The organism is Lentzea sp. NPDC003310 (genome assembly GCF_040610935.1).
GTDB lineage: Bacteria > Actinomycetota > Actinomycetes > Mycobacteriales > Pseudonocardiaceae > Lentzea.
The window spans coordinates 8,610-24,190 of record NZ_JBEXNC010000029.1 but is presented as its reverse complement, the minus strand read 5'-3'; the positions used below and the strand labels follow the sequence as shown (position 1 = coordinate 24,190).

Here is a 15,581-nt window from a genome sequence, read left to right as displayed (position 1 = left end):
CCTAGCCAGCCGACAGGCCATGTGAACAGGCAAAACACAGCGTGGACGGCATCGCGCTCGCCCTCGCGAACACTTAAGGTTCAGCAAGGTGATCACCGCGGTGATCCTGGTCAACGCCGTCACGCTGGGCGCCGAGACGTCCCCGGAGCTGCTCGCGTCCTTCGGTGACGCGCTGCACGTGGTCGACCGGCTCGCGCTGGCGGTGTTCGTCGTCGAGCTCGCGCTGCGCTTCGGCGCGTACGGCAGGTACTTCTTCCGCGACCCGTGGAACTGGTTCGACGCGGTGGTCGTCGCGATCACCCTGCTGCCGGTGGCCTCCCCCGCGTTCTCGGTGCTGCGCGCGTTGCGCGTCCTGCGGGTGCTGCGGCTGGTGTCCGTGGTGCCGAGCATGCGGCGGGTCGTGTCGGCGCTGCTCACCGCATTGCCGGGGATGGCGTCCATCACCGCGTTGCTGGCGCTGGTGCTGTACGTGTCGGCGGTGATCGCCACGAAGCTGTTCAGCACCGTGGCGCCCGAGTACTTCGGGGACCTGGGCGACTCGCTGTTCACGCTGTTCCAGGTCATGACCGGCGAGGCGTGGTCGGAGGTCGCGCGGCAGGTCATGGAGCAGCGGCCGTTCGCGTGGATCTTCTTCGTCGGGTACCTCGTCGTCACGTCGTTCACGGTGCTCAACCTGTTCATCGCCGTGGCGGTGAGCGCGATGCAGACCCAGATGAGCGAGGAGCACGCCGAGCACGACCGCGAGGAGATGGCGGCGACGATGGAGATCCTGGCCGAGGTCCGCAGGCTGCGCGCCGACGTGGAGGCCTTGCGCGGCAAGGCTTCCGTCTGAGCTGGCAGGATCGAGCCATGCGCGTGCTGCTCCCGCTGCCCGACCAGGACTTCGACGTCACCGAGGTCGCGGTGCCGTGGAGGGTGCTCAGCGACGCCGGGCACGAGGTGGTCTTCGCGACCGAACGCGGAGGCGTCGCGCCGGCCGCGGATCCGTTGCTGCTGACCGGAGTCCTGTTCGGCAGGCTCGGTGCCGAGCCCGAGCCGAAGGCGTTCTACCGGGAGCTGCTCGACTCCCCCGCCTACCGGGCGCCGGTGGCCTGGGGTCAGGTGGTGCCGGAGGAGTTCGACGGGCTGGTGCTGCCCGGCGGGCACGCGCCCGGCATGCGGCAGTACCTGGGCTCCGGTGAGCTGCGGCGGGTGGTCGCGCGATTCTGGGCGCTCGAACGGCCGGTGGGCGCGATCTGCCACGGCGTGCTGGTGCTCGCCCGCGCCGGGGTGCTGGCGGGCCGGCGCACGACGTGCCTGCCGAAGTACATGGAGCGGGCGGCGTACTTCTCGACGGCGTGGCTGCGCGGCCGGTACTACCGCACCTATCCCGCCTACGTGCAGGACGAGGTCGTGGCGGCGGGCGCGGTGTTCGAGCGCGGGCCGGTCGAGCTGAGCAGGCGCGGTACGGCCACCGACGACGGGTTCGCGTTCGTGGTGCGGGATGGCCACTACGTGTCGGCGCGCTGGCCGGGGGACGCCTACCTGTTCGCGCGGACGTTCGCGGAGCTGCTCGCCTAGAGAGTGCCTGGCCGGGCTGCGCCACTGTCGGTGTTCCAGGTGAGCACCCGGACAGGAGCGCGCCGAGAACGGGAATCACCCGGCCGAGACGAAACGCGGTACTCACCGTGTCATTTCATCGTGCCGCCGCACCGCACCAGGTGATTCGCGGTATCAGCGCCTTCTCCACGCCGTGAACGGGTATCCGATCAGAACGTTGACGGCGCAAGGAGGAGCAGTGCTTGAGAAAACAGGCAAGGTCCGGAGAATTCTACTGGCTGTTCTGCTCGTGGCGCTCGTGGCCCCCGTGGCGCACGCCCGGGAGGTCGCCCCCGTCGGGCGCGTCCAGTCGTTCTGGCTGCACCTCAACAGCACGCCGGTGTCCGACGCGACGATCGCCACCGAGGCGAAACGGCGTGCCCACGTGGTGCTCAACGCCTGGGAAGGCGATCTGCTCAAGAAGCTGAAGGCGGCGAACCCGCAGGTCAAGGTGTACGTCTACAAGGACATGTCCTCCACCCGCTCCTACGCGTGCAAGGACGGTCGCGACGACGCGCACCTGCCCACCGGGCTGGGCTATTGCGACGTCCGCGCGAAGAACCCCGGCTGGTTCCTGAAAGGCCCGGACGGCAAGGAACTGGTGTATGGCGGTTATGACGGTCATTGGCAGATGGACGTCGGGAATGCCGAATACCGCAAAGCCTGGGTCACCGCCGTGGTGGCGAGCTCCAAATCCACCGGATTCGACGGCGTATTCCTGGACAACGCGCTCTACACCTGCGACGCCTACCACGAGGGTGTGTGTCCCGCTGAATATCCCGACAACGCGTCGTTCCAGACCGCTTACCGAGGCATGCTCGCCGAGGTCAGGACCGGGTTCGCCGCGGCGGGTCTGCTCTCGGTCGCGAACCTGACCAACGCCCGGTTGCAGGAGGGAGGCTGGGAGGCGTACGCGGCGTACCTCGACGGCGGGTTCGACGAGTGGTGGCTGACGTTCTCGAGCGACCGGCTGCTGGAGGACTACCCGCAGGGCTGGCGCAAGCAGGTGGCCGAGATCGCCGCCAACGAGAAGAGCGGCAAGATGACCTGGGTGCAGCCGCACTTCGACGTGGGTGACGAGAAGGCCTTCCGGTACGCGCTCGCCAGCCTGTTCATGACGACCAGCGGGCACGCGGCGATCGCCGAGGTCGCGAAGACCGACGGCTACGGCGACCCGACGCCGTGGCACCCCGAGTACGACTGGTACCTCGGGCACCCGGCCGGCGCCTACCGCGCGGTCGCGGACAGGGTGTTCCGCCGGGACTTCACCTGCGGCGTGGCGCTGGTGAACGCCAACCCGACCGGCAGCGCGCCGGTCAGGGTCGACGTGCAGCGCACCTACACCGACCACGACGGCAAGCAGGTCAACTCGGTGGACCTGCCCGGCACCAGTGGCGTCGTGCTGCGCGCGAACTGCTGACGCCGCGGTTCAGGCGAGGGTGATCGCGGCGAGCAGCAGGCGCAGTTCGGTCTCCGCGGCCTCGCCGTCGTCCGCACGGACGAAGACAGACCTGGCCAGGGCGGTGCCGATGAGCACCAGCGCGAGCACGTCGAGCTGCGCTTCCCCGACAGCCCTGGCCAGCTCCCCGCGCGCGACCCCCCGGTCGACCAGCGCGCCGAGCTCACCCCGCACGGCGAGGTAGACGTCGTCGTGCAGGATCTGCCGCAGCTCCGGGTCGTGCGAGGCCTGGCCCATCAGCGACAGCAGCGCGGGACCGGTGGCCGTCTCCAAGATCCTCCGCTTGCGCGCCAGGAGCTCCCGCACGTCGCCTTCGACGCCGCCGGTGTCGATCCCCGTCAGCTCGGCCTGGGCGATGTGGCGCGCCACGGCTCCGGCGAGCGCCTGCTTGGACGGCCAGCGGCGGTAGAGCGACGCGGTGGAGGCACCCGCCCGCTTGGCCACGGCCGTGGTGGTGAACGAGGCCCAGCCCGACTCGGTGAGCACCTCGATCGCCGCGGTGATCAGGGCCGCGTCCACCCGCGGGTCTTTGGGGCGCCCCTGGGCCACGTCGGCGTTCGTCATCGCGGCCCAGCATACCCGCCGAAAGAAACGAAAAGGATCTGTTTCGTAATGCGGTACGGTGGGGTCATGCCCACGACGACAGCTGACATCCCCGCGGCCGTGTCCGGTGCCCGCCGGGCATTCGACTCCGGCGCCACCCGTCCCCGGGCCGCCCGCGCGGCGAGCCTGCGGACGTTGCGCGCGATGCTGACCGAGAACGAGGCCGCGTTCGAGGCCGCGCTGTGGAGCGACCTGCACAAGGGCGCGGGCGAGGCGCAGCTGACCGAGATCGGTGTGGTGCTGGCCGAGATCGGCCACGCGCTGCGCCACCTGCGGAGGTGGTCGCGGCCGAAGCGCGGGCCGGTCCCGCTCGGGTTGTGGCCGGCGCGGGCGCGACTGGTGCCCGAACCGCTCGGCGTCGTGCTGGTGATCGCGCCGTGGAACTACCCGGTGCAGCTACTGCTCGATCCCCTGGTGGGCGTGCTGGCGGCGGGCAACACCGCCGTCCTCAAGCCGAGCGAGCTCGCCCCCGCGACGTCGGCCCTGATCGCCCGGCTCGTCCCGAGGTACTTCCCCGACGGCACTGTGCGCGTCGTCGAGGGCGGCGTCGAGGAGACCACCGAACTGCTGGCCCAGCGGTTCGACCACGTCGTGTTCACCGGCGGCGGCACGGTCGGCCGGATCGTCATGCGGGCCGCGGCCGAGCACCTGACGCCGGTCACGCTGGAGCTGGGCGGCAAGTCGCCGGTCTGGTTCGACGACGACGCGCACCTCGAGCAGGCGGCGCGGCGGTTGGCGTGGGCGAAGTTCACCAACGCGGGCCAGACGTGCGTGGCGCCGGACTACGTGATGACCACGCCGGAGCGGGTCCCCGCGCTCGTGCAGGCGCTCGGCAGGGCGATCGCGGACCTGTGGGGTGCCGACCCGCGGGCGAGCGAGGACTACGGCCGGATCGTGAACGAACGGCAGTTCGACCGGCTCGTGTCCCTGCTCGACGGCGCGAACGTGGTGGTCGGCGGCGAGCACGACCGGGCGGAGCGGTACCTCGCGCCCACGGTCGTGACGTTGAGCGGCGACCGGGTGTCCGTCGGCCCGGACGCGCCGCACCCCGTGCTGCGCGAGGAGATCTTCGGCCCGGTGCTGCCCGTGGTCGCGGTCGACTCGGCGGAGCAGGCGGTCGAGGTCGTCAACGCCTGGGACAAACCCCTCGCGCTGTACGTCTTCACGGCCGACGCGCGCACCCGCCGCCTGTTCGAGCAGCGCACGTCGTCCGGCGCGGTGGTGCACGACGCGGGCCTGATCCACGTCGCGGCGAGCGGGCTGCCGTTCGGCGGCGTGGGCGCCAGCGGGATGGGCGCCTACCACGGCACCTACTCGTGGACCACGTTCTCACACCTCAAGCCCGTGCTGCGCAAGCCGCTCGCGTTCGACACGCTGCGGCTGGCCCAGCCGCCCTTCTCCGGTCTCGGAGCGCGCCTCGCCCAGCGCGTGATGCGCCGGGGCTGACGCGGGGACGTCGGGCTCACGTCCGGCGACTGAGCTCCCCCGCGAGCCGGCGGGTCCGGGACTGGGTGGCGGCGTCGAGGTCGTGGTGGGCGGTGAGCACCACCTCCGTCGCCCCGGCCTCCACGTACTCGCGCACCCCCTTGGCCACGGTGTCCTCGTCCCCCACGAGGGCCAGGTCGGCCGGGTCCTCGGTGCCGTTGAGCGCGAGCACGCGCCGGTACGACTCGAACCGCGTGTAGAACGCGAGCCCCTCCCCCATCGCGCGACGGGCGTCCAGGTCCGTGGTGACCGCCGCCGGGACCAGAGCGACGACGCGGGGCGCCGGCCGCCCCGCTGCCCGCGCGGCCGCCGTGATCGCGGGCAAGACGTGCTCCGCCAGCACCCGCGGCCCGGCCAGGTAAGGCACGGTGCCGTCGGCCAGCTCTCCCGCCAGCCGCAACGCCTTCGGCGCCATGGCCGCGACGAGCAGCGGGGTCCGCGCCGCTCCCGGAACGTGCGTCGGCAGCGCCGACCGGGCCGTGATCAGCTCGCCCGCGTGCTCGACGGGTTCGCCGCGCAGCAGCGGTCCCAGCACCGTCAGGAACTCGCGCAGGCGGGCGATCGGCCGGTCCCACGCGAGGCCGAACGCCTGCTCGACGATCGGCGGCGCACCCAGCGCGACGGCCAGGTGGAACCTCCCCCCGACGGCCGCCTGCGCGGTCTGGGCCTGGCTCGCCACGAGCAGCGGGTGTCGCGCGAAGATCGGCACCGCCGAGACACCCACGTCGATGCCGGGCACCAGGGTGCCGACGAGCCCGGCGAGGCCGACGGCGTCGTAGTCGAGGCGCTGCCCCATCCAGACGGAGTCGACGCCGGCCTCCGCCGCCTCGCGGGCTTCGGCCACGGCCGCCTCGACCAGGTTGTCCCCCGCCGGTCCCCCGAGGGTGACCCCGTACCGCACGGCCTGTGAAGTGATCGACATGCCCCCATGTCACCGCCGTCGGGACGCGATGGCGCTCGTGATGCCTCTCAACCGGCTCAGTGATGCCTGCGGGGCATCACGCGGGCGAGGCGCTTCCCGGTGCCGGGGCAGTGGGCTCGCGTGACGTCCAGGAAGGCACCCAGCGGAGGTGAGATGTCGTTGGCGCGGAACGACATCGTGAGGTCGGGCAGCCGCAGCGGCGGGTCGACCTCGACCATCACGGTCTCCGGCCGGGCCAGCCTGCGCACGCTCGACGGCACCAGCCCCACCCCGATCCCGCAGGCCGCCAGCCCGATCGCGGTGTGCACGTCGCGGGCGTGCGTGACCCCGCTCGCGGCCTCCAGCAGCGGCGACAGCACCCGCGCGGCAGCGGGTTCGTCCACCGCGGACGCCGCGATCAGTTGCTGCCCGCGCACCTGCTCGGGCGAGATCGCCGCTTGGCTCGCGAAGGGGTGAGCGCGGTGGCACACGACGAGGAGGTGGTCGGCGGCGACCGGGACCGCGGTCAGCCGTTCCGCGCCCTCGCCGGTGGGCGCGCCGCGGCTGATCGCCAGGTCGATCCCTCCCGCCCGCACCGCCGCACCGCTCTGGGCGGTCGACAGCTCCCGGCACTCGAGCACCACCCCGGGGTGCGCGGACCGGAACCGCGCGAGCAACGACGGCAGCAGCTCGATCAGCGCCTCGCCCACGAACCCCAGCCGCAGCAGGCCCGCCTGTCCCCGCGCCGCCCGCTGCGCCTCGGCCGCGCCGGTCTCGACCTGCTCCAGCACCCGCCGGGCGTGCCGGACGTAGACCGCGCCCGCCGCCGTGGGCACCACCCCGCGCGGCGTCCGTTCGAACAGGACGGTGCCCAGTTCCCGTTCGACGGCACCGACCTGCCGCGACAGGGAGGGCTGGGTCAGGCCGAGCGCCTGGGCGGCACGGCGGAAGTGGCGGTGTTCGGCCACCGCCACGACGTACCGCAGTTGTCTCAGTTCCACCCTCCCAGCCAACCAGGTCGATGCCTTGCGGGCATCAGAGCGAGGAGAAGTGCGCGGCGTTGCCGACGACGGTCGTGCTCGCCACACCGTCGACGCTCACCGGCACGTCGCCCGCGATCGTGATGCGGTGCAGGCGGCGGCGCTGGTCGTCGTAGTCGGCGACTCCGTAGTGCTGGGTCGCCCGGTTGTCCCAGATCGCGAGGTCGCCGTCGGACCACTGCCAGCGCACGGTGTTCTCCAGCCGTGTCACCCGGTTCTGCAGCAGGTCGAAGATCGCCTTCGACTCCGCCGGGCTCACGCCGACGATCCGCTTCACGAAGTGCCCCAGCAACAACGCCCGCTCACCGGTCTCGGGGTGCACACGCACCAGCGGGTGCTCGGTCTCGTAGCGCTGCGACACGAACTCCTCGCGGTAAGCCTGCTCCTTCACGTCCACGCCGCCGATGCGCGTGGAGTCAACGTGTCCCGCGTAGTCGTAGACGTTGGTGTGCACGGCCCACAACCGATCCACAAGCGCCTTCAACGCCTCGGGCAGCTCCTCGTAGGCGCGCACGGTGTTGGCCCAGACCGTGCTGCCGCCGTAGGGAGGGAGCTCAATCGCGCGCAGGATGCTGATCGCCGGCACACGGTCGACGAACGTCACGTCGGTGTGCCAGCTGTTCGCCTTGCCGTGCTCGGAGTCGATCGCCAGGACGTGAGCGTGCTCCTGCCCCTTCACCGTGGGGTGCGCCAGCGTCGGCTCGCCGAGCAACCGGGCGAACGCGAGCTGCCCGGCGTCGTCGAGGTGCTGCTGGCTGCGGAAGAACACCACCTTGTGGGCCAGCAACGCCGCACGGATCTCCGCGACCACGCCGTCGGGCAGATCACCGCCCAGGCGGACGCCGTCGATCCGCGCGCCGATACCCGCGCCCAGCTTGGACACGGTGACGGAAAGCTGTGCGGTCATCACGAACTCCCTTTCACGGAGGAGAAAACGCTCTCCACCATCACGACGTCCGAACGCCCGGGGCAACTTTGCGACGAGAGAAATTAAGTCCTCTCAAAGGGTGGAACGTGGTGGCCCGCGGACTTCGTTCCAGCGCGAAAAATAGGCGGCCAGGTCCAGCACGGCTTCATGATGTGGGACAGCGGTTCCGACCGTTGACCCACCTCGGCCTGGGTGTGACAGTCCTTGCCGTGAGCCAAGCCGCCTCCCTCACCTCGCGCCGGCACGTCGATCTTCGACGGCACGCCAGCGCATTCTGTCGCACCGGTCGCTGATTCCCGTCCCATTCCACCCAGGACTGGTCGTCCTGTTCTTCGGCGTGCCCTCATCCCTTCTCAGCAAAGGACCTGACGTGACCACCACGCGACGGAACTTCCTCAACCTCGCCCTCCTGGGGGTGACAGCGGCGACGGTCGGCTGCTCGACGGCCGCGGGTGCGGGCGTCGAGACGAAGACGCTGCGCTACCAGGGCTCGGCGGGCGACGTGACGCTGCCGGAACTGGCCGCGGACCTCGGCCACCTCGGAGACCTGAAGCTCGAGTGGGTCGGCAACACGATCAGCGGTCCGCAGGACATCCAGTCCGCCGCGACCGGGCAGGTCGACTTCGGCGGCGCGTTCAACGGCGCCGTCGTCAAGCTCAGGGCCGCCGGCGCCCCGATCCGGTCGGTGATCGGCTACTACGGCTCCGACGAGCAGGCCTACAGCGGCTTCTACGTGCTCGACGACAGCCCGATCCGCGGTCCGCGCGACCTGCTCGGCAAGAAGGTCGGCATGAACACCCTCGGCGCGCACCACGAGGCGATGCTCGGCATCTACCTCAAGCGCGCGGGCCTGAGCCCTGACGAGGTCAAGAAGGTCGAGCCGATCGTCGTGCCGCCGGTCAACACCGAGCAGTCGGTGCGGCAGAAGCAGATCGAGGTCGGCGTGCTCGGCGGCATCCTGCGGGACAAGGCCCTGGAGAAGGGCGGTGTGCGCAAGCTGTTCTCCGACTTCGACCTGCTCGGCCCGTTCACCGCCGGGTCCTACGTCTTCACCGAGAAGTTCCTGCGCGACAACCCCGGGACCGTCCGCACGTTCACGAGCGGCGTGGCCAAGGCGATCGAGTGGAGTCGCACCACGCCGCGCGAGCAGGTGGTCGCCCGCAAGGTCGAGATCCTCACGAAGCGCGGCCGCAACGAGGACCCCGCGGCGCTCAAGTTCTGGAAGTCCACCGGTGTCGCGGAGAAGGGCGGCAAGATCCTCGACAAGGAGCTCTCGATCTGGGTCGACTGGCTCACCGAACGCGGCGAGATCGCCAAGGACCAGGTCAAGCTCACCGACCTGTACACCAACGAGTACAACGAGTTCGCCCGATGAGCGCGCACATCGCCTTCCGCGGCGTCACGAAGCGGTTCGAGGTCAAGGTGCGCGGTACGCGGCAACGCACCGAGTTCACCGCCGTCGACCGGATCGACCTCGACGTCGACCGCGGCGAGTTCGTCGTCCTGGTCGGGCCCAGCGGCTGCGGCAAGTCCACCCTGCTCGACCTGCTCGGCGGTCTGACCGAACCGAGCGAGGGCGAGATCCTGCTGGACGGCCGGGCGATCACCGGCCCGGGCCTCGACCGCGGCATCGTCTTCCAGCAGTACGCGCTGCTGCCCTGGCGGACCGCGCAGGGCAACGTCGAGTTCGGGCTGGAGGCGACCGGTGTCCCCCGCCGCCACCGCGCCGCGCGGGCGCGCGAGTTCCTCGACCTGGTGGGGCTCGACGGCTTCGAGGACCGGCACCCGCACCAGCTGTCCGGCGGCATGCGGCAGCGCGTCGCGATCGCGCGCAGTCTCGCCTACGACCCGCAGGTGCTGCTGATGGACGAGCCGTTCGCCGCGCTCGACGCGCAGACCCGGGAGTCGTTGCAGGACGAGCTGCTGCGGATCTGGCAGCGCACCGGCAAGACCGTCGTGTTCATCACGCACTCCATCGACGAGGCCGTCTACCTCGGGCAGCGCGTGGTCGTGCTGACCTCGCGACCGGGGAGGGTCAAGGAGACCGTGCCGATCGACCTGGGCGACCGGACGCGGCAGGCCGACCTGCGGTCCAGCCCGGAGTTCGCCCGCTACCGGCACCGCATCTGGGACCTCCTGCACGACGAGGTCTCCCGCGCACAGCGTCAGGAGAAGGAGGTGGTGGGCGCATGACCGCGCTGCTGGAGAACCCGTCGCACACCGAGGACCGCGGCACCCCGGCCCCTCGCCGTCCACACAGGACCCTCGCCCGGTTCGTCGACCTGGTGCTGACCGGCGCCGGGAAACTCGTGGCCATCACGGTGCTGCTGCTCGCCTGGGAGGCGGCACCACGCCTCGGCCTCGTCGACGCCACGTTCCTGCCGCCGTTCTCGACGGTCATGGCGTCGTGGTGGGACCTCGCGGTGAGCGGGAAGCTGCTCGACAACACGCAGGCGAGCCTCGTGCGGTCGTTGTCCGGCTTCGGTCTCGCGGTCGCGGCCGCCGTGCCGCTCGGCCTGCTCATCGGCTGGTACAAGCCGGTGGCGACGCTGCTCAGCCCGTTGCTGGAGGTGTTCCGCAACACCGCCGCGCTCGCGTTGCTGCCGGTGTTCGTGCTGCTGCTCGGCATCGGCGAGACGTCGAAGATCGCGATCGTGTTCTACGCCTGCACGTGGCCCATCCTGCTCAACACGATCAGCGCCGTGCGCGCCGTCGACCCGACGCTGCTGCGGCTCGCGAGGTCGATGGACCTCGGCGGGTTCCGGTTGTTCCAGAAGGTGATCCTGCCCGCCGCGGTGCCGACGGTGTTCACCGGCATCCGGCTCGCGGGCGCGTTGTCCATCCTGGTGCTCGTCGCGGCGGAGATGGTCGGCGCCAAGGCGGGCCTGGGCTACCTGATCAACGCCTCGCAGTTCAACTTCGCCATCCCGCAGATGTACGCGGGAATCGTCACGCTGTCGGCGATCGGCGTGCTGTTCAACCAGGTCCTGGTCGGTCTGGAGCGCCGCTTCACCTCGTGGCGCGTCCCGGTCGGAGCGTGAGGAGAAGCCATGACGCTCACTGCTGACGTCCTCGTGGTCGGGGGCGGTCCGGCCGCCACCTGGGCCGCGTTGAAGGCCGCGGAGTCCGGTGCCTCCGTGGTGCTGGCGGACAAGGGGTACTGCGGGACGAGCGGCGCCACGGCGTCGGTCGGCACCGGGGTCTGGTACGTGCCGCCGGAGCCAGAGGCCCGCGAGGCCGCCATGGCGAGCCGGGAGGCGCTGGGCGGGTACCTCGCCGACCGCCGCTGGATGGCCAGGGTGCTCGACGAGACCTACGACCGGGTCAACGAACTGGCCGACGCCGGGCGCTACCCGTTCCCCGTCGGACCGGACGGCACGTCGCTGCGCAACGGCCTGCAGGGCCCGGAGTACATGCGGCGCCAGCGGATCCGGGTGAAGCGGGCGGGCGTCACGATCCTCGACCACAGCCCGGTGACCGAGTTGCTCACCGCGGCCGACGGCGCGGTGGCGGGAGCGGCCGGGTACCAGAGGCAGGCGGACCGGGCGTTCGAGGTGCGTGCGGGCGCGGTCGTCGTCGCCACGGGCGGGTGCGCGTTCCTGAGCAAGGCGTTCGGGTGCAACGTGAACACCGGTGACGGGGCGCTGCTCGCCGCCGAGATCGGTGCCGAGCTGTCGGGCATGGAGTTCTCCAACGCCTACGGCATCGCCCCCGAGCACACGTCGGTGACCAAGACGGCGTTCTACAACTACGCCACCTTCTACCGGGCGAACGGCGAGGTGCTGGAGGGCGCGGGCAGCCAGCGCGGGCGTTCGGTGATCGCGCGGACCCTGTTGTCGGAGAAGGTGTTCTGCAAGCTCGACCTGGCCGACGAGGCGGCCCAGCGGGCGATGCGGCTGGCCCAGCCCAACTTCTTCCTCACCTTCGACCGGCTGGGCGTCAACCCGTTCACCGACCCGTTCGCCGTCACGTTGCTGGCGGAGGGCACCGTGCGCGGCACCGGCGGCATCCGGATCGTGGACGACGGTTGCGCCACCACGGTTCCCGGTCTCTACGCGGCGGGCGACGCCGCGACCCGCGAGCTGATCTGCGGCGGCTTCACCGGCGGCGGCAGTCACAACGCCGCGTGGGCCATCTCGTCCGGGTCGTGGGCCGGCCGGGCAGCCGCGGGGTTCGCCCGCTCACTGGGCCGCGGCACCCGCCAGGTGACCGCCGCGGGCGGCGCGGGTCTGCGCCCGACCGGCCGGTCCTCGGACGTCGACGTCGTGGAGATCATCCGGACCGTGCAGGCCGAGGTGCTGCCGTACGACAAGAACTACCTGCGGCACGGCGACGTCCTCCGGGCGGCGTTGCGGGAACTCGACGGTGCCTGGAGCTCGGTCCGCACCGGGCTGCGCGCCGAGGGCGCGGCGGTGCTGCCCGCCCGGCAGGCGGCCGCGATGCTCGCCCACGCCCGGTGGATGTACACCTCGGCGCTGCTGCGCCACGAGAGCCGCGGCATGGCCCGGCGGCTCGACCACCCCGACCTCGACCCCGCCCAGCACCACCGGATCACCTCCGGCGGGCTGGACGAGGTGTGGGCACGACCGGAGGGAGCGGCGGCGTGATCGAACTCGTCTCGGCCCAGCAGTGCATCGCCTGTGACAAGTGCATCGAGGTGTGCCCGACCAACGTGTTCGACCGCGGTGAGGACGGGATCCCGGTCGTCAGCAGGCAGTCCGACTGCCAGACCTGCTTCCAGTGCGAGGCCAACTGCCCGGCCGACGCGCTGTTCGTCGCGCCGCACACCCACCCGCTGCCGCCGGACTCGTTCGCGCACGACGAGGACCACCTGCGGCAGAGCGGTCTGCTCGGCAGCTACCGCCGCGAGATCGGCTGGGGACGCGGCCGCACGCCGGGTGCCGCGCGGGCGATCGGTCCCGCGCTCTCCCCCACCGCTCCCCCGCTGATCTCATGACCACGACGGCCTCGGTGGTGCTCGGGACGGTGCTGCGGTGCGGGCCGATCGCGCGCAGCGGCATCGCGCGCACGTCCGGGCTGAGCCCGGCGGCGGTCACCCGCACCTGCGCGGCGCTCGCCGAGGCCGGCCTGCTCGTCGAGGTCCCGCAGGCCGTGCCGTACCAGGGCATGGGCCGCCCACACGTGCCGGTGGACATCGACACAGGCCGGCACGTCGTGGCCGGGATCCACATCGCGCACCCGTACTGCACGCTGACGCTGCTCGACCTGCGCGGACGGGTCCTGGTCCGGCGCACGATCCCCCACGCCACCCCGGACGACCCGCACGAGGTGCTCACCACGGCCGCCGACGCGCTGCTGCGGCTGCACGCCGACCGGTTCCCCGGCCACGTCCCGCTCGGGCTGGGGGTGGCGGCGGGCGGCTGGGTCGACCCCGAGACCGGCGTGATCGTGCGCCACGCCTCCCTGGGCTGGCGTGACACCGAGGTCAGGGCGCTGCTCACCGCGCGGACCGGGCTGCCGGTGCGCGTCGACAGCCACGCGAGGGCGCTGGCCCGCGCGGAACAGCTGTTCGGCGCCTCCCGGGGCCACGACTCGTTGCTGCACCTGTTCGTCGGCAACGTCGTGGACGCGGCGATCGTGACGGGCGGTGCGGCGCACCGGGGTCCCCGCTCGGCGGCGGGCGACGTGGCCCACCTGGCACTCGGCGATCCCGCGATCACCTGCGAGTGCGGGAAACGCGGCTGCCTGGAGGCCACCTTCTCCGACCGAGCGTGGGCCGCCCGCGCGCACCGCGACGGGGTGATCGGCAGGCCGTACGTCTTCGACCTCGTCGACGACGCCGTCGCCGGGTCTCCCGCCGCCACGGCGCACCTGGCCGAACGGGCCCGCGGCGTCGGGCGGGCGGCCGCCGTGCTGTTCGACTTCCTCGACCCCGAGGTCCTGGTCGTCACCGAACTCGGCACGAACCGGCTGCCCGCGTGCGCGGCGGCCCTGCGCGACGAGGTGGTGGCGATGTCCCGCGCATCCGCCGACGCGGTGCTCACGAGCAGCTTCGGCGAGGACGTGCTGGCGGTCGCGGCCGGTGCCGTGCAGCTCGACGTCCTCTACGCCGATCCGTTGACCATCCGAAACCCCGTCTGGCAGGGAGTCTGAAGTTGTCCGCACGCGAGTTGCACCTCAACGCGTTCCTGATGGGCGTCGGCCACCACGAGGCCGCCTGGCGGCACCCGCGCACCGATCCGCGCGCTCTGGACGACGTCGCGCACTTCCAGAACCTCGCCCGCATCGCCGAGCGCGGCACGTTCGACTCGGTGTTCCTCGCCGACGGCGTGCAGATCTGGGGCGACGTGCGGCACACCGCTGCCGGCCGCTTCGAACCCCTCACGCTGCTCACCGCGCTCGCGCAGGTGACCGACCACATCGGACTGATCGCCACCGCGTCCACCGGTTTCAGCGAGCCCTACAACCTCGCCCGCCTGTTCTCCTCCCTCGACCACATCAGCGGCGGGCGCGCCGGCTGGAACATCGTCACCACCGCGCAGGACCGGTCCGCGCAGAACTTCAACCGCGAGGTCAACACCGAACACGCCGAGCGCTACCGGCGGGCCGACGAGTTCCTCGACGTCGTCACCGCGTTGTGGGACTCGTGGGAGGACGACGCCCTGGTCGTGGACCAGCGCACCGGTGTGTTCGCCGACGAGACCAAGGTCCACGAGATCGGCCACAAAGGACGGTTCTTCTCGGTGCGCGGCCCGCTCAACGCCGTGCGCAGCCCCCAGGGGCACCCGCTGCTCGTGCAGGCGGGTTCCAGCGAGGACGGCAAGGCGTTCGCCGCGGCCTGGGCCGAAGCCGTGTTCACCGCCCAGCAGACCCACGCCGAGGCGACCGCGTTCTACGCTGACCTCAAACGCCGCGCCGAAGCGCTCGGGCGACCGGCGGACGGGCTGAAGGTGTTGCCGGGCATCGTTCCCGTGCTCGGCGGCACCGAGGCGGAGGCCCGGGCGCTCGCCGCGGAGCTCGACGACCTGATCATCCCCACCCGCGCGGTGCGCCAGCTGACCGAGCTGATCGGCGTCGACCTCACCGGGCACCCGCTCGACGAACGCCTGCCCCCGCTCCCTCCCGTCAGCCACGTCAACGGCGCCAAGAGCCGGTTCGAACTGGTGCGCGACCTCGCCGAACGCGAGAGGCTCACCCTGCGGCAGCTGCTCGGCAGGCTCGGCGGCGGTCGCGGCCACCAGGTCGTCGCCGGCACCCCCGAGCAGATCGCGGACCACGTCGAGCTGTGGTTCACCACGGGCGCGGCGGACGGCTTCAACGTGATGGCACCGCTGCTGCCCTCCGGCCTGGAGGACTTCGTCGAGCACGTCGTGCCGCTGCTGCGCGCCCGCGGCCTGTTCCGCACCGAGTACACCGGCCGCACGCTGCGCGAGCACTACGGCCTGCCGCGCCCGGTCAGCCGGTTCACCGCCGCGGATCACGCCAGCGCGCGCCTGGCGTAGGCGCGGACGTCGGCGTCGGTGTCGTGGGGGGGGCGGGGATTTGCGCGGGCGCCCCCCGCGGATAGGGCGCCACCCCCCCCCGGGGGCCCCCCCCCCTGAAGGGGCGGGGGGGTGTGTTGGGGCC

Annotated in this window: 16 protein-coding genes; 12 read left to right on the top strand and 4 right to left on the bottom strand. The window is 71.8% G+C overall.

Annotated elements, in window-relative coordinates:
- The first annotated feature begins 88 nt into the window (after positions 1-88).
- The 3 genes from ABZX02_RS40765 (at position 89) to ABZX02_RS40755 (ending at position 2,998) form a co-directional block, all read left to right on the top strand.
- Positions 89-832 (top strand): ion transporter, encoded by a 744-nt coding sequence (locus ABZX02_RS40765; protein WP_355306952.1) that lies wholly within the window; start codon positions 89-91, stop codon positions 830-832.
- A 17-nt stretch (positions 833-849) separates the two neighbouring features.
- On the top strand, positions 850-1,560 hold the full coding sequence (locus ABZX02_RS40760) for a type 1 glutamine amidotransferase domain-containing protein (protein WP_355306950.1): 711 nt from the start codon (positions 850-852) through the stop codon (positions 1,558-1,560).
- A 217-nt stretch (positions 1,561-1,777) separates the two neighbouring features.
- Positions 1,778-2,998, top strand: coding sequence for a putative glycoside hydrolase (locus ABZX02_RS40755; RefSeq protein ID WP_355306949.1), 1,221 nt, complete (start codon positions 1,778-1,780; stop codon positions 2,996-2,998).
- A 9-nt stretch (positions 2,999-3,007) separates the two neighbouring features.
- Here ABZX02_RS40755 and ABZX02_RS40750 read toward each other — a convergent pair whose 3' ends face one another.
- Positions 3,008-3,601, bottom strand: coding sequence for a TetR/AcrR family transcriptional regulator (locus tag ABZX02_RS40750; protein ID WP_355306947.1), 594 nt, complete (start codon positions 3,599-3,601; stop codon positions 3,008-3,010).
- A gap of 66 nt (positions 3,602-3,667) precedes the next feature.
- On the opposite strand from ABZX02_RS40750, the gene ABZX02_RS40745 reads away from it, so the two are divergent.
- Positions 3,668-5,086, top strand: coding sequence for an aldehyde dehydrogenase family protein (locus ABZX02_RS40745; RefSeq protein ID WP_355306945.1), 1,419 nt, complete (start codon positions 3,668-3,670; stop codon positions 5,084-5,086).
- Positions 5,087-5,102: 16 nt separating this feature from the next.
- Here the strand turns inward: ABZX02_RS40745 and ABZX02_RS40740 are convergent, their stop codons facing one another.
- From ABZX02_RS40740 to ABZX02_RS40730, 3 genes are read right to left on the bottom strand one after another with little or no spacing between them, the layout of a single operon-like run.
- Positions 5,103-6,047, bottom strand: coding sequence for a TIGR03564 family F420-dependent LLM class oxidoreductase (locus tag ABZX02_RS40740; RefSeq protein WP_355306943.1), 945 nt, complete (start codon positions 6,045-6,047; stop codon positions 5,103-5,105).
- 56 nt (positions 6,048-6,103) lie between these two features.
- A complete protein-coding gene (locus tag ABZX02_RS40735) occupies positions 6,104-7,027 on the bottom strand; it encodes a LysR substrate-binding domain-containing protein (protein WP_355306941.1) in 924 nt (307 codons plus the stop codon).
- A gap of 34 nt (positions 7,028-7,061) precedes the next feature.
- On the bottom strand, positions 7,062-7,973 hold the full coding sequence (locus tag ABZX02_RS40730) for a TauD/TfdA family dioxygenase (protein WP_355306939.1): 912 nt from the start codon (positions 7,971-7,973) through the stop codon (positions 7,062-7,064).
- Here ABZX02_RS40730 and ABZX02_RS40725 point away from each other — a divergent pair.
- The 8 genes from ABZX02_RS40725 to ABZX02_RS40690 all read left to right on the top strand — a co-directional run bounded on the left by ABZX02_RS40725 (position 7,964) and on the right by ABZX02_RS40690 (position 15,457).
- The gene (locus ABZX02_RS40725; RefSeq protein ID WP_355306938.1) at positions 7,964-8,287 is read left to right on the top strand and encodes a putative leader peptide; all 324 of its coding nucleotides are present in this window, start codon (positions 7,964-7,966) and stop codon (positions 8,285-8,287) included. The genes ABZX02_RS40730 and ABZX02_RS40725 overlap by 10 nt on opposite strands.
- A gap of 77 nt (positions 8,288-8,364) precedes the next feature.
- Positions 8,365-9,369, top strand: coding sequence for an ABC transporter substrate-binding protein (locus tag ABZX02_RS40720; RefSeq protein ID WP_355306936.1), 1,005 nt, complete (start codon positions 8,365-8,367; stop codon positions 9,367-9,369).
- Entirely contained in the window at positions 9,366-10,187 is an 822-nt protein-coding gene (locus ABZX02_RS40715) for an ABC transporter ATP-binding protein (protein WP_355306934.1), read from the top strand. Before ABZX02_RS40720 ends, ABZX02_RS40715 begins: the two co-directional genes overlap by 4 nt.
- Positions 10,184-11,035, top strand: a complete 852-nt coding sequence (locus tag ABZX02_RS40710; protein ID WP_355306932.1) for an ABC transporter permease — start codon at positions 10,184-10,186, stop codon at positions 11,033-11,035. Before ABZX02_RS40715 ends, ABZX02_RS40710 begins: the two co-directional genes overlap by 4 nt.
- Before the next feature lie 9 nt (positions 11,036-11,044).
- Positions 11,045-12,601, top strand: a complete 1,557-nt coding sequence (locus tag ABZX02_RS40705; RefSeq protein WP_355306930.1) for an FAD-binding protein — start codon at positions 11,045-11,047, stop codon at positions 12,599-12,601.
- On the top strand, positions 12,598-12,951 hold the full coding sequence (locus ABZX02_RS40700; protein ID WP_355306928.1) for a ferredoxin family protein: 354 nt from the start codon (positions 12,598-12,600) through the stop codon (positions 12,949-12,951). The genes ABZX02_RS40705 and ABZX02_RS40700 overlap by 4 nt, the downstream gene beginning before the upstream one ends.
- Positions 12,948-14,108 (top strand): ROK family protein, encoded by a 1,161-nt coding sequence (locus ABZX02_RS40695; RefSeq protein ID WP_355306926.1) that lies wholly within the window; start codon positions 12,948-12,950, stop codon positions 14,106-14,108. The genes ABZX02_RS40700 and ABZX02_RS40695 overlap by 4 nt, the downstream gene beginning before the upstream one ends.
- Before the next feature lie 2 nt (positions 14,109-14,110).
- Entirely contained in the window at positions 14,111-15,457 is a 1,347-nt protein-coding gene (locus ABZX02_RS40690) for an LLM class flavin-dependent oxidoreductase (RefSeq protein ID WP_355306924.1), read from the top strand.
- Positions 15,458-15,581 lie beyond the last annotated feature (124 nt).